This window comes from Clostridium sp. LIBA-8841 (assembly GCF_057782475.1).
This window is the reverse complement of record NZ_CM173488.1, coordinates 711144-729976: the sequence shown is the minus strand read 5'-3', so window position 1 is coordinate 729976 and position 18833 is coordinate 711144. Positions and strand designations below refer to the sequence as shown.

General features: G+C 26.7%; 15 protein-coding genes. 1 reads left to right on the top strand and 14 read right to left on the bottom strand.

Going from position 1 to position 18833, the window contains the following annotated elements:
* Positions 1-271: 271 nt before the first annotated feature.
* Entirely contained in the window at positions 272-919 is a 648-nt protein-coding gene (locus AC2A4K_RS03110; RefSeq protein WP_322504430.1) for an RNA polymerase sigma factor, read from the bottom strand.
* 646 nt (positions 920-1565) lie between these two features.
* On the opposite strand from AC2A4K_RS03110, the gene AC2A4K_RS03105 reads away from it, so the two are divergent.
* The gene (locus AC2A4K_RS03105) at positions 1566-4370 is read left to right on the top strand and encodes a hypothetical protein (protein ID WP_322504431.1); all 2805 of its coding nucleotides are present in this window, start codon (positions 1566-1568) and stop codon (positions 4368-4370) included.
* Positions 4371-4388: 18 nt separating this feature from the next.
* Here the strand turns inward: AC2A4K_RS03105 and AC2A4K_RS03100 are convergent, their stop codons facing one another.
* The 13 genes from AC2A4K_RS03100 to AC2A4K_RS03040 all read right to left on the bottom strand — a co-directional run bounded on the left by AC2A4K_RS03100 (position 4389) and on the right by AC2A4K_RS03040 (position 18809).
* Positions 4389-5456, bottom strand: a complete 1068-nt coding sequence (locus AC2A4K_RS03100) for an acyltransferase family protein (RefSeq protein WP_322504432.1) — start codon at positions 5454-5456, stop codon at positions 4389-4391.
* 112 nt (positions 5457-5568) lie between these two features.
* Positions 5569-7107, bottom strand: a complete 1539-nt coding sequence (locus AC2A4K_RS03095) for an oligosaccharide flippase family protein (protein WP_322504433.1) — start codon at positions 7105-7107, stop codon at positions 5569-5571.
* 67 nt (positions 7108-7174) lie between these two features.
* On the bottom strand, positions 7175-8296 hold the full coding sequence (locus AC2A4K_RS03090) for a glycosyltransferase (RefSeq protein ID WP_322504434.1): 1122 nt from the start codon (positions 8294-8296) through the stop codon (positions 7175-7177).
* A gap of 27 nt (positions 8297-8323) precedes the next feature.
* Positions 8324-9502, bottom strand: coding sequence for a glycosyltransferase (locus AC2A4K_RS03085; protein ID WP_322504435.1), 1179 nt, complete (start codon positions 9500-9502; stop codon positions 8324-8326).
* A gap of 13 nt (positions 9503-9515) precedes the next feature.
* Positions 9516-10712 carry a glycosyltransferase gene (locus AC2A4K_RS03080; RefSeq protein ID WP_322504436.1) on the bottom strand — a complete coding sequence of 399 codons (1197 nt, stop codon included), beginning with the start codon at positions 10710-10712 and terminating at the stop codon, positions 9516-9518.
* A gap of 25 nt (positions 10713-10737) precedes the next feature.
* Complete coding sequence (locus AC2A4K_RS03075; RefSeq protein ID WP_322504437.1) at positions 10738-11685, bottom strand: carbohydrate deacetylase; 948 nt, start codon at positions 11683-11685, stop codon at positions 10738-10740.
* Between the two features lie 3 nt (positions 11686-11688).
* Positions 11689-12657, bottom strand: coding sequence for a glycosyltransferase (locus AC2A4K_RS03070; RefSeq protein WP_322504438.1), 969 nt, complete (start codon positions 12655-12657; stop codon positions 11689-11691).
* Between the two features lie 15 nt (positions 12658-12672).
* A complete protein-coding gene (locus tag AC2A4K_RS03065; protein WP_322504439.1) occupies positions 12673-13095 on the bottom strand; it encodes an FAD synthase family protein in 423 nt (140 codons plus the stop codon).
* Positions 13096-13108: 13 nt separating this feature from the next.
* Positions 13109-14263, bottom strand: coding sequence for a CDP-glycerol glycerophosphotransferase family protein (locus AC2A4K_RS03060; RefSeq protein WP_322504440.1), 1155 nt, complete (start codon positions 14261-14263; stop codon positions 13109-13111).
* 17 nt (positions 14264-14280) lie between these two features.
* A complete protein-coding gene (locus tag AC2A4K_RS03055; RefSeq protein WP_322504441.1) occupies positions 14281-15309 on the bottom strand; it encodes a glycosyltransferase family 2 protein in 1029 nt (342 codons plus the stop codon).
* A 79-nt stretch (positions 15310-15388) separates the two neighbouring features.
* The gene (locus tag AC2A4K_RS03050) at positions 15389-16585 is read right to left on the bottom strand and encodes a glycosyltransferase (protein ID WP_322504442.1); all 1197 of its coding nucleotides are present in this window, start codon (positions 16583-16585) and stop codon (positions 15389-15391) included.
* A gap of 17 nt (positions 16586-16602) precedes the next feature.
* Positions 16603-17712: a glycosyltransferase family 1 protein gene (locus tag AC2A4K_RS03045; protein ID WP_322504443.1), complete on the bottom strand. Its 1110-nt coding sequence runs from the start codon at positions 17710-17712 to the stop codon at positions 16603-16605.
* 20 nt (positions 17713-17732) lie between these two features.
* Positions 17733-18809 carry an EpsG family protein gene (locus tag AC2A4K_RS03040; protein WP_322504444.1) on the bottom strand — a complete coding sequence of 359 codons (1077 nt, stop codon included), beginning with the start codon at positions 18807-18809 and terminating at the stop codon, positions 17733-17735.
* Between the last annotated feature and the right edge of the window lie 24 nt (positions 18810-18833).

Below are 18833 nucleotides of genomic sequence, written 5' to 3'. Positions count from 1 at the left end.
ATTGCTTTTAAGATATTCCTACGGTTCTATCTAAAAAGCAACACTAATTTAAAACATAGCCTAACTTAATTATATTAAATAAACTTAATTCATTTTATACACCACTAGCGTTTTTAATAATAAGTTTAAATATTGAAGAAATAAAAAGATGATATATCAAAAACTACTTAAAATAAAACTTATACCCTTTCCCCTAGGATTATTAAATAATCTAATAGTTTATAGGTTTTATTCTTTTTCACTTTGACATATCATCTAAAAAGTAAATTATCTATTTATAATCTTTCATTGCTTCTCTAATCTTTTTTAATAAGCTATCTTTTCTATGTCTAACCTTCCCATAAGTCATTTCATCTCTATGCTCTTCATAATATTTTTGTAGATTTCCTCTGTCCTTATGAACATATAATATGAATTCTCTATCACTTTTAGGTAATGACCCCAATACTTTTATTAAAGCTCTTATTCTTTCCTTTTCTATATACTCATCCTCTATCGAAACTTTATCTTCAAGAGTATCCTTAATAATAACTCCAGATCTAGTAGGTTCTTCTAAGCTTGAAAAGTTTTCATTATTATCCTTTTTTCTCCCCATTGTTCCAAGCTTATTTTTAACATTAGTACTTACAAAAAATATAAAATCTGAACCAAAATCTCCATCAAACTTATGAACTGACTCAATAACAACACATCTAGAAATCTGCTCTAAATCCTCAAGAGCATAACCATTTAAAAAGAATCTAGACGCATGCTTATGAATTAATCCTTCATATAACCCTATGATTTCTGCCATAGCATCCTTATCCCCATCCTTTGCTCTTAAAATAAGTTCATTGATTGCAACTTTATTTCCTTTCTTTGCATTTTCTCTAAGCCAAACTAACCTCTTGTTTCTTAACTCACTTGCTCTTCTTTCCATAACTCATACTCTCCCCTAACATAATACCTATCATTTTCTTAATTTTAAAATCTCTCAAACCAAAAATTCATCTGATAACTACTACCAATAAAATTCTAATTTCCACAAACAAAAATTTTACTTTCCTAGAGTATTTAACTTTAAACTTAGAAATCCTATCATTCCAAATCAATATTTATCAGTTATGTTATTTAAAACTATTTACCACAAGTTATTTTACATAACTTATACTGTTATGTTATTTATTGTAAATTAATTTTATCATTATAAATTCTAAAACTCAATAAAAAAACTTATTATTTTCTATATTTTTACAATAAATACATAAATGAAACAGCTTATTCTTTTGCTAGTAAAAGTAAAGAAAATAAAAATACTCTCCTCACTAAACAATTCTTTTATTAAGTAAACTAAACCCTACATTTGTAGTGATAAATAAGTCTTCACTATATAAATATGAATTAAAGTGAGAATGAGCTGTGAAAATTAGAAATAAAAAAGATATTTATTTTTAAATGACATAATAAATAACTTGTTTAAATATTAATAATTGGTAGAACAACTTAAATTCCTATTTAATAAACTATTATTAGAAAAACTTATTAAATTTTATCCCTCAATATATAAATAAAGGAGACTTCTTTTTATGAAAAAATGTGATAAAAAATCTAGCTTTAACCTTTTAAAATTTTTAATTGCTCCCCTATTCCTTTCTGGAGCATACGGGATATATTCGTCTTCTTTAAATACTCCATTAAGTAGTGTTAATCCTAACGAAGTTCCCTATATTTCAACCTATTATATAAAACCTGTAGTAACTCCAAGTGAAGATGTAATCATAGACTTTTATATAACAGACTACAACCACACTGAATATGTTGAAGAAACTTTTGATTATACTTTCACTGTTACAGTTAAAATAGATGGAAAAGATGATATCGTAATGAAAGACTTAAAAGGTGGAGATCATTCAGTAAACCTTGGAAAATTCGCAAATTTAGGTGAACAAAAATTCTCAATAATAGCTACTGACCAGTATGGAAGAAACTCTCATGAACTTTTTAACTTTTTCCTAGTAAAAAATACTGAAATTCCAAAACCAAAATGTGAATGTGAGTTCTCTTGTAAATTTAAAGCTCCTCATGATTGCACAGCAGAAACAGTTTACTCTGGAAAATGTGAATGTGATTATGTTTGTAAATGTGAAAATTCTACAGAAAACCAAGCTTTAATTAATGAATATATAATGACCGAAGCTGATTTAATAAAATATAACATTAAAAATACAGATAATTATGAAGTAAAAGATGTAAAAACTCTAAATATAACAAACCCAACCTCTACAACAGTAAAAGCTGCTCTTGAAGAAGCCGCAAAAAGCATAATTCCATCACCTAAGACTTATACTTGTATCATTGCAGACACAAAAGGTACTGGAGAACCTGGTCAATGGTGGGGAGAAACCATAGTAAAATATGCACCTGATTATAATAAAAATGCTGTTATGGAAGAATCTAAAAATACAAGACTTGGATTACAAAAGTTTTTAGATGACAAAAAAGCAGAAGGATTTAATAAAGTTACTCTTTTAAAAGGAGTTTACAGAATAGACCACTTAGAGCCAATATATATACCAACAGATTTTACTATTGATATGAATGGTGCTACCTTTAAACAAAATCAATTTACTGGTGATAGAGCTTTAATGGTTGATTTAAATAACACCTTTGATTCACACGTAATAAATGGAATTATAGAAGGAGATTATTATAGTCACGACTATGCTAACTCACCTAATAGTTCAGAATGGGTTCATGGCATAAGTATAGGTGGAGAAAGCAAATATAGCTCCTTTGAAAACCTAGTTGTAAAAGATATAACTGGATATGGTGGAACTAATGGAATCGCTAATTCAAGAGATAAATCTCTTGGTTACACTTATATTTATCCTAAAAAAATTGATGATGCTTTTACTCTTGGAGATGTAGATAGAAGTAACGGTGAAGCTATTGCTTCTGATAGTAGAACTACTTCAAATTTCATAGATATAACTGGATATGGAGATATTGGTTATTTAAGTATTAGTAGATATTTAGGTTATCAAGGTAATTCAGCATCTACTTGGAATTTGATATCTCACTTCTATGATGAGAATAAAAAGTTCCTAAAATCAGTTGATGGATACCAATATAGGAGAATTAGCGTTCCTAAAGATGCTAAATTCATGAAAGTAACATTACTAAGTACAGATAAACCAACGGACCTTTCAGTTCAACTTTTTAGAGTACCAACTCACTGTGCATTTAAAAATGTAGAATTTCAAAACTGTAGAGCTGTTGGCTTAGCTCCTGCTGCTATGAAAGATATGTTAGTAGAAAACTGTGAATTTACAAAATCAGGACAATCACTAGCTAAATGTGCCTTTGATGCAGAAGATGGTTGGGACTTAATGCAAGATGCGACCTTTAGAGGACTTAATTTTTATGATAATCCTTATAATGAATTTTTAACAGCTGCTGGTCATAATTTTATTATTGAAGAAATGAAGGGTGGCAAATTATATTTTTGGGAAAGAACAAATTCCTATATAGTACGAAATTCAAAAGGATTAACAGATGCTAATTTAGGACATGGAAACAAACTAAGAACCGGCTATAGCCGATTCTATAGTAATACTATTAATGGAGGTATCAAAATTGGATATGTAGATAATGATAATTGGAAACTTGTTGTTAAAAATTCTATAATTAAAAAGAGTGCTGAAAATAAGATTGGTACTGGACTATATCTTAGATGTGATATCGGAGACTCAACCCCTCAACCGGGCATTTATTCATCATTATCTATTGGTAATTTTAAAGATTGTTATATTCATGATAAGTCAAAAGAAAACCATGGTGGAATTTATGAAAACTGCAAATTAGAAAATGTTTCTGGTAATCTTCATGGAACTTTTGTTTTAAACAATTGCACACTTTCTAACTGGAATTGTAATGCTGGATACTATGATGCAAGTTACAATATTAAAAATTCTAAAATAACAAACTTCAAAATCCAATTCCCATACTGGTATAAAGGTGCTAATATCTCTTTAGAGAATTGCACAATAAACAATACTGACTTTTTATTGAAACTTCCTCATTATGCAATGAAAAAAGATATAGTATTAAGAAATAATATAATTAATTCAAATAGTACTATAGGACTTTTTAACTTCTATGATGATAGAACTGGTGGAAGTGCTGGAGATTTAGTTCCTCAAGAAGACTTAATTCTAGATTCAAACACTATAAACCTTCCTAATTCATCCTATGTAGTGATAGGGCTTACAGATAAAACACTTAATAATATAAATCTATTATCAATAAATAACACCCTTTCTCCACAAACTTTACAACTATGCGATCCTAAAGCAAAACAAAATCCAAATTTAAAAATTGAAGAGAAATAAAAAAATGCTATGGCAAATTTACTTTGCCATAGCATTATTCTTATTTAAATATTTATCCAAAACCTTATTTATAGGCTTTTCTATTAATTTAATAATATATGAGCTAACTAGGCATAAAATTATTAGCCATGAAAATATGAAAAAACTGTATTTAGGTGCAAAAACTAATTCTTTAAAATAAATCATATAAAAGAACATATGAATTAACCACATATTTGTTGAATGATTACTTAAGTAATCCAATAAATTATTAACCCATCTAGGTTTGTCTATAATATTAAAAATACATATAAACACTACTCCAGTAAATACTGCCACAAATAAACTCTCTACAAACCCATGAGCTATAATCATTAAAAATATTACTGAAATTCCCAAGGCATTTTTATACTTTATTTTCTTCGAAATATTATATAGCTTAGAATAAATCCTTCTATAAGCAAATACTCCTCCAATAAAAAAAGGAAGTTGTGATGTTCCAAAGAGTGCTAATTGCCTGATTGCCCAATTTAACATTTCATTTTCTAACATTATTATCCCTTTTATTCTTTGTATATATGCTAAAAAATAAAATATAAATGAAATTATTAGAATTCCATAAACATTATGCTTCTTAATAATATTATTTATACAAGGTGATACTAAAACTAATATTATATATGTAGTTAAAAACCACCAAGCTCCATTATAACCTGGAGATATTGCTGTAAAAGTTAGCAAAAATGTTTTCAAACTACCTGGATACTCATTACTTTTCCCAGTTATAAATCCTAAAACTACTACAAAAATAAATAATATAATCCAAAAATTAATATACAACTTAAAAATTCTTATTAAATTTTTTCTTAAATATTCTTGTCTATTATTTTCATAACTTATCATCAATCCATATCCACTACAAAAGCAATATATCACTACACAACAATCTCCAAATAAAGCCAAATAATATACCAGTGGGACATCACCAATAAATATTAAAGGTGTGTACAATCCTTCATAGGATTTAATGCAAAATAAGTGTAATAATAACATAAATAATATTGCTATACCCTTTGTTATTTTAATTTGCTCCCTACTTAATTCCATAACATCTCCTATTATCTTGTTATTCAATTCTTTATTTTATAAAAATTTATAATATTTTCTAATATCTTTTTCTTGTTATTTAACTCTTATTTTAATTATATATAAGTAAAATTTATAAATCTATCTTATAAAGTCTTGTATTCTTTATTTGATTCTTAATAGAGGACCATAAATACTGAAATTCTTTTGTTCTAAGAAATAATATACAATAAACTATATTAGGAATAATTACACATATACTTCCTCTAATTATCAATGATATAAAACTATATCCATTAACTACAAAATTACATATATTAGTTGTTAAATATCCCACTAATAACATTATTATTAAATAAACTAAATATGTAACAAAATATTTGCTTACTGATTTTTTGAATAATTCTTTATAGACTATTCTTGGTTGGTTCCAAAAAGGAACAATAAGTGTACTTATTGTTGTTCCTAAAAAAACACCTACTAGTCCTAAGTATTTTATTAGTATTAGTGACATTACCAAGTTTACTATTCCCTCTAAAACAGGCATGTATTTATCTTGTACAAATAATCCTGCTTTACTTTTATATGTTCCTATAACACTTCTCATACCATTAATATAAAAATTAATCAATATTACTGAAAATACAAACTCATTTAGTAAATATCCTTCTCCAATCCACCAGTTTATAAACGGCTCTAGTAAATTATATAAAAATATAGTTGCAAAAGAGTATATCCAAAAGCTTATGAAAAATGTAGTTTTAAATATCTCATAAACCTTTTCTTCATTTTCTGTTGCAATTAAATTTCCAATACCAGCACCTATCCCCCCGATTATTGGAGATAGCAATCCAGATAATTGTCCTATAATCATAGTATAATTTGAATATAATCCTACTGTTGAAACATTTATAAATGAAGATATTAAAATATTATCTGTACTAAAAACAAGATATCCTCCAATGTTATGTAAGAACATAGCTCTCACATTTTTATTTATGTTATTTTTAGTTTCTGAATCTATAGAATAATTATATTTAGAATTTACATATGGATACATTTCTTTAACTACTTTTGTATTAACAAGGTTCTGAATTGCAAATATTAACAATTCTACAAACAAAAAAAGCAAATAATTTTGTGTTATCATAAGCACTATGATTTTTGAAATAGTTGTTACTATCTGAAAAATCAAATTATTTCTAGTTAAAACATATCCCTTTTGATCCGCATTTATCAAGGCCCATTTGTATGCATTTAAATATGAAACTACATTTTTAAGCACAAATATACCATAAACTAATAATAATCCTGATATTTGTTTCTCTGTTTTCATTACTTTTCCTAATAGAGGATATAATGTAACACTAACTCCAATAATTATAAAAGCTAATACTTTATATGCCTTCTTATATAAAGTAACCAATGCTGTTATTTTTTCCTTATTACCTTCGGCTAAAGGCTTATATAAATTATAGACTATACTTATACCAATACCACTTTCAATCAAGACCATCATTGATAATACGTTTGTTAATAATCCGTTTATTCCTAAATATTCTGTTCCTAAGTTATCTATAAATACTTTTCTTGATATAAAACCCAATATTATAATTACAATTTGAGCCATTAAACTCATAGAAATATTTTTAACTGCATTTTTTGTTCTCATTTTAACCTCTCTTTTAGATATCATTACACCTTTGCTTAGTTATACCAAATATAAATTTAGATACATTTTATAAAATTTCTTCTCTTCTCAATTTATTATCAATAATATGTTTAATATTTTCATATACAGATTCCCAATTACTTTCTACAATAAGTCCTGTTTTACCTTGCTCTATCTGTTCATTAGCACCAGTAAAATTCGTTGTTATTATTTCTTTATTTAATACTTTTGCTTCTGCAAGAGTTAAACAATATCCCTCATGTCTTGATGTCTGAACATATATATCTGCCATTTTCATGTAAGGATATGGATTTGTCTTAGCACCTAATAAAATAAAATCATCTTGTAACTTATATTCCTTTATAATAGATTCATATTCTTTCCTCGAATTTCCTTCACCAACACAATACCATCTAACTTTATATCCCGCTTTCTTTAATCTAGCTAATGCCTTTATTCCTAAATCTTGGCCCTTTTCTACTGAAAGTCTCCCTACAGTTATTATTTTTATTCCTTCAAAAGCGTCATCAAAATCTACTTTTTCACAAGCCATATCTCTTATCACTTCTTTTGAAACTATATTTTTAAAAACTTCTGATTTGTTTGATATTGATGAAAATTTTTTATCGAACTTAGCCTTTCCTTCTTTAGATACAATAAAAATTTTATCCATTTTACTATATAATTTTAAATATAAATTAGTATTAATATCATGTTTTGATACATCAAAATGTACCCATCCAATCTTTTTTTTAGCCTTAACTTTATGTGTTATATATGAATCTATTATTTCTGTTGGTCCTGCATAAGCTATAGCAACATCATATTCATCTTCTTTTATAGGAATACTTCTTAAAATATTTTTATAATAAAGATATCTATTTTTAAAATGCTTGTCTATAAAGTAGGAAAATGTGAATAGCACTCCGTCAATATACTTCTTTTTCTTTATATAATTTTTTAATATTACTTGTGGTGCTTCCATTATTATAGGCTTTATATCTTTAAACCACATTGCCTCTTCAACTTTAACCCAACTAGGTATATGATTTAAAAACCCTCCACTCTTATCTAAAAGTAAAACAGTAACCTCATATTCTTCTCTAGGAATTATTGATAACAAAGAAAGTAACGATTTCTCAACGCCACCAATATTCATACTACTAACCATGAATAATATTTTTTTCATTACGCTCATCATCCCTCTTCTAGAAACTTAAAAATCAAACTTCTCTATTTCCCCTGTAGTATCAACTAAATCTTGTGCTAGATTACTTTTCATTAAATTTCTTAACTTTTTATCTATTATAATTCTTTTAATAGCCATGTATATTTGATCCTCATTGAAATTAACTATTAAACCGTTTTTTCCATTTTTAATCTGCTCACTAGCTCCAGTAAAATTTGTTGTTACTATAGGATTGTTAAAACATTTAGCCTCAGCGAGAGTTATACAATAACCTTCATGTCTTGAACTTTGAACATATATATCACATTCTTTCATAAAAGGATAAGGATTTGTTTTACTTCCTAGGAGAATATAATTTTCTTTAAGATTTTTATTTTTTATCATGTACTCAAGTTCTTTTCTCATAACACCTTCACCGATACAGTACCACTTAACCTCATAACCATCCTTTTTTAATCTTTCTAAAACTGGAATTATTATATCTTGTCCCTTTTCTTTGCTCAATCTTCCAACAGTTAATATTCTTATTCCATCAAAATCATCAGTAAATCCTTCGTCTTTATTTGCCATCTTATTTACAAAATCTGAAGATATAATATTGAAGAATACCTCTGTTCTATTTTTTAAGCTTGGTATTAAACTATCTACTTTATTTTTCCCTTCCCTTGAAACAACAAAAATCTTATCAAACTTACTATATGCTTTTTCAGCAAACTTCTTGTTAAATCCAACTTTAGTTATATCAAAATGAATCCATTGTACTTTCTTCTTCGCCTTTATCTTATTAGCAACAAAATATGTTATGAAATCCATCGGTCCAGCATATGCTACAGCAATATCATATTTCTCTTCTAAACTATCTACATTCTTTAATAAATATCTATAATAACAAGAAATATCACCTTTAAACTTTGACATAAAATAATTTAAAAAAACTTCAAGTGCATTAATATATTTTTTCTTTTTTAACAACTCTTTAACTAAAGTTTGTGGTGGTTCATTAATATATTTTTTTAATTCTTTATATTCATTGACATATTTAACTTCAACCCAATCTGGAATTTGCTCCAAAAATCCACCATACTTTTCTAATAATAAAATAGTTACTTTATACTTTTCTTTTGATAATTGATTTATCATTGTTAATAAAGCCTTTTCAGTTCCCCCAATATTCATATTTATTGCCATAAATAATATACTTTTCATATAAATTTATCCTTTAACTAGATTCAAGTAATTTATGAAACTTTTCAAATTCTTCTAAATTACCTTTTTTCTCTTCTCTTAAATATTCAACTATACTTCTTCTTAAATTACTATCATTAATTAACTTAACTATTCCTTCATAAACACCTTGCGAATTCATATCAACAACTAGTCCATTTTTTTCATGAATCATCTGATTAAAAACAGCATCAAATCTAGTAGTTACTATAGGTTTATTTAACATTCTTGCTTCTGCAATAGCTAATCCAAACCCCTCAAATTTAGATGTTTGTACATAAATGTCACAATCTTTTATATATGGATATGGATTAGGTTTGACTCCTAGTAGCTTAAAGTTATTTTCTAAATCATTCTCTTTTATATATTTTTCTATTTCCTCTTTTAACGGTCCTACTCCTAAAGCATACCATCTAAAATTAACATCTTTTTCTTTTAACTTCTTACATGTATCTAATGCAATATCATAACCTTTTTGCATAGCTAGTCTTCCAATTGTAAGTATTTTAATGCCATTGAATTCATCTTCGTAACTTTTCCCTATATTAGCCATCTTAAAAATAAAATTTGGATCATTTATATCATATATAATCTCAATCTTGCTATGATATTCAGGAAAAGTTTCTAATAATATATCTTTAGTTGAATGAGAGACTGCTATAATTTTGTTATACCTATCATAATATTTTTTTTGAAATGTTTTTTCGACTTGATCTAACCTATAGCTTACATTAACCCAAGCATACTTCTTTCTTGCTTTTATCTTATCTGATACATAAAATGTTGGAATTCCTTGAGCATAACTTATAGCAATATCATACTCTTTCTCATTAATTTCTATTGCATTTGAAGCACATTGCCAAAATAACCTAGCCTTTTGAGCATTACTATATTTTTCTTTTCTTATTTCCTTAGAAAATTTAATTCTAGAATTCAACATTTTAAAATTCATTTTTCTTATAGAATATAAAATTGATTCTTTTATACTTAAATTTGCAAACTCTGTATACTGAAGAGGTTTTAATAACTTAACCTTTTTGGGTATTAATTCTTCTAATGATCCACCATATCCAAATAATTGTAAATCAATTTCATAAACTGAGTAATCTATTAATGATAAAAGTGTTATTAAACTTTTTTCTGCTCCAGCACAGTGTAAAGAATCTATAACAAATAGTATTTTCTTTTTCATTTACTATACCACCTTTATATTCTAATTAACTAATTCTTATCTTTTTATATAAAATTTTAAAAGCGTAATTACTTCCATATCTTATAATATTGAAAAAAGATTTAAGTTTATTTTGTGGCTTTATTATAGAGGATATATCAGAATACTTTATTATATTAATTCCAAACTTACCTATAGCATCAATGACATCTTTATCTAATAATAAATTGTATTCATGTATCCTCTCTTCATATGTTTCAGTAATCTCTCTTATATCCCTATCATCTACAGACGGGTGTATATGAACCTCGCTTATTCCATTTGGTAATTTACTCAACATTTCTATAAATCCCTTCTTTTTCTCCTCATAGTCAATAAGTAAATCTTTATACGGAAATTTAAAAACATAATCAGGTATTGGAACATTATAAATGTCCGCTATAGAAGCAAAAAATTGTGAAGCTGGATATGAATCACATAAATTGGAAATTTTTTCACCCACAAAATATGGACCTCTTCTACACCATCTCGTTGCTACTTTGTATTCTTTGCATTTTTTACATAAATAAATATATGCTAATGGGTTATGAGTTGGATATATTGCATATCTATGAGTATCTACATGAGAAATTTTTATACCATCATTTACAATTTTTTTAAATTGCATATCAATTTCTTTCTTCAATTCCTTGTATTTGAAATTTTTCATAAAATAAAACTTATCTTCAAATAAATACCCTGAATCATCCTCTAATGAAGCTTTTCTTGTTAAACTATTAAATTTTTTATTTGATCCTCCATTTACAAGTGTAAGATGTAATCCTATACTATTAGAATTATTTTTACTCCAACTAGCAGCTTGATCATAAGAAGCAACATTAGGCATCAATGTAGCAGATGATATTCTGTTTTCATTTAACAAATTTATTATTGCTTCATTAATGGAATTGCTTAAACCAAAGTCATCTGCATTAATAATCAAATACTTTTTCATAAATCACTTTTTCCTTTTAGACTTTAAAATTATTAATAATCTACTATTTAAACTTAACAATATCATTGTTATTTTCATCTTATTTGTTAATATTTTATTTCTAATTAATAAATGAAATCTTTTCTTTACTTCATTTCTTATAAAATTTAATAATCTATACTTATCATCAAATCCAATAACTTGATTTATAATATAGTTAATATGATCTATACATGCGTATCCAAAACATGCAACAACTCTCTCTTCAAGCATTGGATACTTATTCATCATAAATTCTAATATTTCATCCCAACCAATAAATGCTTGTAGTCTTTTTTCATTATAAGTGGTTGTAAGAATACTATTTTCTCTTTTTACATATATATACCCAGTATAATCGAGGTATATCGATTTTTTAGCATTTGCAAAAAGCTTGTAAGTTGTTGATAAATCCTCATGTATTCTTCCTTCTGGAAACATTACGTCTCTAAAACATTCTCGTTCAAATAATTTATTACATAATGAAAACCTGTATAAAATCCCTTTAAATAATTCTCTTAATCCATCAATGTTATTTAATTCAATAATTGACTCGGTATCTTCTTTATCAACTAAATTCCCATTAATTTCTCTACCTAACTTACATATAGATATATCTGCATTCTCATCTTTACATATATAATATAATTTTTCATACATATCTTTTCTTATATAATCATCAGGATCTACAAATCCAATATATCTTCCTAAAGCTAAATTAATTCCTGAATTTCTAGCTGAGCTTACTCCACCATTAATCTTATGTATTACTTTTATTCTATTATCTTTTAAAGCATATTCATCACAAACCTTTCCACTTCCATCTTTTGATCCATCATTAACTAGAATTAATTCAAAATCAGTAAATGTTTGATTTAATATACTTTCTATACACTTGGATAAATATTTTTCTACATTGTATATAGGAACTATAATACTTATTTCTGGCTTCATTTAACTACCTCATTTTTATTTAATAAAACTTAATTTTTCTCTTAATATAGTTGAAGATGTATCCTTTGTGTATGGAAAGTACACTATATCTACACCAACTTTTTTAAATTCCTCTTCAACTTCTATAAATAATGGTTTACCCTTCCAGTCATCTCCAACAAACATTACGTCAAAGTTTAGGTTTTTCCAGGCCCAAAATTTATCTCTATTTTCTTGAGCAACAACTCTATCTACGTATTCTAAAGCTTGTACAATTTCACATCTTTCATCAAAAGGTATTATTGGTTTTTTATTTTTATATTCTTGAACTAGCTCATCAGTACTAACCCCTACTATAAGATAATCACACTGTTCTTTTGCCCTTTTTATTATATTTAAATGTCCAATATGGAACATATCAAAAACCCCTGTTGTATAACCTATCCTATATTTTTTCATCCCTATATCCCCCTTATTTAAAACAAACTTCCTCTATATGTTTCAATAAATTTTCACAACATTTTCCTTCTTCAAAACTCCCTATTTCTTTTGAAAAATCTTTTAAACCTTTCTTGTATTTATATAAATCAAAATCTTCTATAGCAGCTTTTAACTCAATATTATTTTTTACTGATATAAAAGGAAGAGCTTTTATATCAAAATATAATTTTCTATCTGCCTTTGTATATTCATCTAAATCTGGTACATATAAAAAACATGGTTTTTCACTTAAAGCAAAATCAAACATTAATGATGAATAGTCAGAAATTAATATATCTGATACACTTAATAACTCCTGTATATCATCATATGAAGTTACATCTATTACACCTTCTCCAAATACTAAATCCCTTGACTTAGAAACTAAATGCGGATGTAACTTAACTAAAAAAAACCAATCATTATTAAACTTATTTTTCAAACTATTGATGATTAAAGAATAGTCTATGTTGTAAACTTCTAATCCATTATTTTTTCTAAAAGTAGGAGCATACAATATTATCTTTTTATCCTTATTTATATTTAGCTTATATTTTATCTCTTGATTTGCCATAGTATTTTTCTCAAAGAAAATATCATTTCTTGGCGTTCCATGTTCAAAAATTTCTCCATCATACCAGAATGCTCTTTTAAAAATATCTGTACTATACTTACATCCAGATAATAACAAATCTATTTTTTTAGAATCAGACTTTGCCATTTTAACATAATCTTTTGGCAAAGTATCTTCTGCATCTCTTTCTATCTGCTTAAGTCTTAAAGAACTATGCCAAGTTTGAATATAATATTGATCTTTTCTTTTTATAAAAGTATCTGTTGTTCTAAAATTTGTTATAATTATCTTAGATGTACATAATTCATAAATGTATCTTAATGATGTTATTTTGACTTTTCTTACTCCAGGTATATTTCCCTTAGATTTTAATGAACTAAAAGCCCAAACCAAATCAAATTTTCCTGGATAATTTTTAACTATGTATTCTGAAATATACTTAGGATTACATCCATATTGACTTCCATAATAACTATAAAAAAAAATCTTGTTTTTCTTTATTGGCAGGCAATTAAAAATTTTAGTTATTGCTATTACTATTGCTTTACTGAACTTTTCTTTTTTCTCATTCATTCTTTATTACTCCTTATTTAAAGGTCTATTTTCATTAAGCCATCCTCAGCCTTCTTAAGTTTTAATTTTCTAAGAACTTTATTTGTAAGCATATACATTTCACTTATAGTAGGATTGATTTTAAATAATTTTAACTGCCACATTAATTCTGTTTCATTTTCAAGAGATTTTTTTATACCTTTATAGTCATCTCTAATATATTTTTTAATACCATACATGTGGTTTTCTCTATTTTTTATATTTTTCTTCTTTTTTAGCAACTGATAATGAATGACACTTGTTTTGAAAAGTATCTTATGAGATTCACTTATTAAGCTACTATATTTTTCTTCTATAAACCTATGTCTTTCCTTAAGTCCTTTTAAAATATCTAAGTTCCTTTCTGTATATGTGGCTACTATACTATCTTCACGCTGCATATAATAACACATTGGTTTATGAATAATTACATATTTGTTTACTCTATCCATTACCTTATGTGCCCAAAAAACATCCTCAAAAAGAACACCTTTTTTAAATGATATATCTTTTACTAAACTTGTTTTATAAAGCTTTCCCCATGCAAAATTTTTTACTCTTTCATTTACAACAAGCTCATACATTAATTCTTCTCTCTTTAAAACTATAGGCTTCGATTCCTCTAAATAATATCTATTATCATAAAGCAAATAATTTTCATAAGCATAATAAAATCCTGATTGAACAACATCTGCATTTAATTCTATGGAATTTTTCACAAGTACTTCTATCATCCCTGCCTTAAGCCAATCATCACTATCTACAAAAAGAACATAATCTCCAGTTACAAAATCCATTCCATAATTTCTTGCATCTGATAATCCTCCATTTTTTTTATGAAGAGCCTTTATTCTCCTGTCATTTCTTTCGTAACAATCAGCTATTTCTCCACATTTATCTGGTGAGCCATCATCAACTAATATTATTTCTAAATTTTCATATGTTTGATTTATTATGCTATCAACACACCTATTTAAGTAATTTTCTACTTTATATATAGGAACAATTACACTTACCTTAGGCAACATAAAACTCCTCCACAAACTAACCCAATATTTTTCAAAACATTAAATAAATTATCCTTTAATTATTTAATGACTTATAACCTTATAAATTTATCAATTCATACAGTTTATTTAACTCATACGGATTTCCATAATCACTTTTTTCACAATTAAGAGTCAAACTTTTTCTTAATGCTTCATCTTTGAATAGTTTTTCTATTCCATCTGCTATCCCTTCAACAGATAGGTCACATATATATCCGTCAAAGCCTTCTTTAACTTGACTTATTGCTGTGGTGTAGTTTGTTATCACAACGGGTTTCCCTAATATTTGAGCTTCACCTACAGTTACAGCCTTACCTTCATACCTAGAAGGTTGTACATATAAATCACATGTCTTCATATAAGGATATGGATTAGTTTTCTTTCCTAATAAGATAAAACTTTCTTGAAGATTGTTTTCTTTTATCAAACTTCTAATAACCTCTTCATCGCCACCATAGCCTACTACATACCACTTAATATTAGTTAATCCTCTTTCATGTAAAAGCTTTAAGGCTTTTACTCCATTATCAATTCCCTTAGCATGAGAAAGCCTTGCTACAGAAAGTATTTTAAAGCTATTATCTTTTTCTATGTTTTCTTCTACCTTTTCTTCTGCCATCTTTTTTATAAATTCCGGTGAAGTTATATTTTCTATAACCTTAAGTTTTTTCTTTAAGCTAGGGTATTTTACTAAAAAAGCATTTTTACATTCCTCTGATACAGCAATAATATAGTCAAATTTATTCCACATTTTAAGATCTAATTTAACATCTGTTTCTATAGTTGAATAATCAGTATGAATCCAAGCTATCTTTTTCTTAGCCTTTACTTTTTCAGCTATAAAGTAATGAGGCCAAAGATAACTTATTGCAACATCATATTCTTTTTCTATTTTTGGTAAGAAAGGAAGACTGTATTTCCACATAAGCTGCATCTGATAAATACCATACTCATGGACTTTGTTTAACTTTCCCTTTAAATTTGCAAATATTTTTGCTAAAATTCTTGAAGTCCCAAGGAAAATATGCCCCTCTTTTAAGGTTTCACTTATAGATTCTCTAAAGGTTGCATATTTACTATCTTCTTTTAAGAGATTAACTTTATTAGTAAGTAAAGGCATTAAATCTCCAGTATGACTATATAACATTAAATCAACTTCATAATTATCATAATCAAAGTTATCAAGCATACTTATAAGACTTCTCTCAACCCCTCCAACTTCCATATCGAAGGATCCTATTAATACTTTTTTCAATAACTTCACCTCCTATCTTAATTAAACTTATAAACCTTTAATAAAGTATTTATTATATTTTCTAAATCGTATCCCTTATTCTTAAAAGCTTTTTTTATTAATTTTTGATTCTTATCTTTTCTTCCAACTAACTTTAAAGCCTCTTCACTCCAGACTTTAGATTCATCTTTTAACTCTATTTTATTTACTAACCCTAACCCTAAATCTGCCTCAGGCTGTATGGCCTCAGAGACTAAGCAAGGTAAGCCACAAGCTTGAGCTTCCAACATAACTAACCCTAGTCCTTCATATATAGATGGAAAAATAAATAAATCTAATGAATTTAGAATTTTTTCTGTGTCTTCTCTTAATCCTAAGAAATAAAATCTATCATATATTCCTAAATTCCTACACTTACTTTCCATTTCATTTCTTAGCTCTCCATCTCCAACTAATATGCATCTAACATTGTTATTTTCTTTAATCATGCTATTTATTGTATCTATTAAGAAACTATGATTTTTAGAAGTCTTAAATGTTCCTATATGGCCAACCACAACATCTGATTCATTTATTCCTAACTCTTTTCTTATATTACTTTCCTTACAATTTAAGAATTTTAAATAATCTATATAATTAGGAAGTTTAATGTAATTCTTATTTTTTGTTATACATTGTCCAAATAGATATTTTCCTGCATCATCACTACATGCTAAATAATTGGTAGAAAAAATTTTTATAATGCCTCTCATTAATGACATATATACTTTTCTAATAAAGCTCATATCATTATCTAAGTTTGTATGTGCATGAGATATCCTTACTTTAACTCCGCATATTTTGGCTGCAATCATAGCAATTCCACAATTAAACAGAGTGTGTGCATGAACTGCTTCATAAGGACCATTCTCCCTTATAACCATACATAATTCTCTTATTGACTTAACCATACCAACCTTATTAGGCGAAGTTATTCTTATTACTTTTCCCCCTAAAGACTCAATTTCTCTATCATAATAAGCTTCTTTTTCATAGTAGGATATGAAATGAAAACTTACGTCTTTATTAACTTTTCTATATAGGTTCATAAGCATAGTCTCTGTTCCACCTATATTCATTCCACCTACTATATGAAGTATTCTTTTCATTTCATCCTCCTAATTAACCTTTATTCAATCACATAATAAAAATATTTGCTTATACTAAAATTACTACTATAAACAATTCTTAAACTTATCTTATATTCATATATAAAAAATAAGAAATAACATACTAAAAATCCAAAATAAATTAACCGTCTTTCACTTCCAAAAAAACACTTCTTTATAATATATGCTAATAGTACGAAGCTATAAATTTGAAAATATATAGTAAATCTTGCAAATATCCAATTATATAAAGAAAATCCCATTATTAAAAAACTAATTAATGACATGTTTATAAAAACATTTGCCTCCGTCCATTCTTTTAATTTATCCCTCTTTATATAAGATAAAATTACCGGTACAGCAAATACTATAACTCTCAATATATTACTTCCACCTTCATTAAAGTTTTGATAATCAGCATATTTAGAATTTCCTAATAATTTATATATAATTTCCATTAATGGCTCATATAAAATCATACCTATTAAAAATAATACTAATAGTTGATATATTTTCTTAGACCAAGCTTCAGTTCGTACAACATAGTACGCTGGAATCATAACAAAAGCTGAAGTATGAAAAGTGGTCATTAAAATACATAAGAATAAATACTTTTTAAATTCTCCCTTTATTATGAAAGAAGTTCCTGCAAAAATTATCGATGCTGCTAAAGATTGTCTTATTCCATTCATAGTTACTAAATAATATCCTGATGCTATATATGTAAAAACAGCTAATTCAAAGTAACTATCCTTACAATACTTTCTTATAGTCCATAAATTTAGTACTGTAGTAATTACGGCTGTAACAAATATCATAAACTGTGGATCCTTTGATATACCTTTTAAAATTGCTAAAAATAAAACAAATCCTGGTTCGTATCCACCCTTTGGATCATATCCCGGTTCTATTAAACTATATAAATGAACATAGGCCGGAGTATCACCTATTCCCCATCTTAATCCAGCAAGTAATGCCAAAATCAATATAACAAAAATAGAAAAATATAAATTAGGATATTTTTTTTTTGTTTTCACTATTCTAGCTATTAAAGAAAGTACATATGATGATATTAAAGCAAAATAAAAAGCAGCCATTAATTTCTCCTTTCATTCTTTTGT

Coding starts and splice junctions, on each gene's coding strand:
- AC2A4K_RS03090 (WP_322504434.1), bottom strand. CDS start 8,296: ATGAAAAAAATATTATTCATGGTTAGTAGTATGAATATTGGTGGCGTT.
- AC2A4K_RS03080 (WP_322504436.1), bottom strand. CDS start 10,712: ATGAAAAAGAAAATACTATTTGTTATAGATTCTTTACACTGTGCTGGA.
- AC2A4K_RS03095 (WP_322504433.1), bottom strand. CDS start 7,107: ATGAGAACAAAAAATGCAGTTAAAAATATTTCTATGAGTTTAATGGCT.
- AC2A4K_RS03110 (WP_322504430.1), bottom strand. CDS start 919: ATGGAAAGAAGAGCAAGTGAGTTAAGAAACAAGAGGTTAGTTTGGCTT.
- AC2A4K_RS03100 (WP_322504432.1), bottom strand. CDS start 5,456: ATGGAATTAAGTAGGGAGCAAATTAAAATAACAAAGGGTATAGCAATA.
- AC2A4K_RS03085 (WP_322504435.1), bottom strand. CDS start 9,502: ATGAAAAGTATATTATTTATGGCAATAAATATGAATATTGGGGGAACT.
- AC2A4K_RS03075 (WP_322504437.1), bottom strand. CDS start 11,685: ATGAAAAAGTATTTGATTATTAATGCAGATGACTTTGGTTTAAGCAAT.
- AC2A4K_RS03040 (WP_322504444.1), bottom strand. CDS start 18,809: ATGGCTGCTTTTTATTTTGCTTTAATATCATCATATGTACTTTCTTTA.
- AC2A4K_RS03070 (WP_322504438.1), bottom strand. CDS start 12,657: ATGAAGCCAGAAATAAGTATTATAGTTCCTATATACAATGTAGAAAAA.
- AC2A4K_RS03105 (WP_322504431.1), top strand. CDS start 1,566: ATGAAAAAATGTGATAAAAAATCTAGCTTTAACCTTTTAAAATTTTTA.
- AC2A4K_RS03065 (WP_322504439.1), bottom strand. CDS start 13,095: ATGAAAAAATATAGGATAGGTTATACAACAGGGGTTTTTGATATGTTC.
- AC2A4K_RS03060 (WP_322504440.1), bottom strand. CDS start 14,263: ATGAATGAGAAAAAAGAAAAGTTCAGTAAAGCAATAGTAATAGCAATA.
- AC2A4K_RS03045 (WP_322504443.1), bottom strand. CDS start 17,712: ATGAAAAGAATACTTCATATAGTAGGTGGAATGAATATAGGTGGAACA.
- AC2A4K_RS03055 (WP_322504441.1), bottom strand. CDS start 15,309: ATGTTGCCTAAGGTAAGTGTAATTGTTCCTATATATAAAGTAGAAAAT.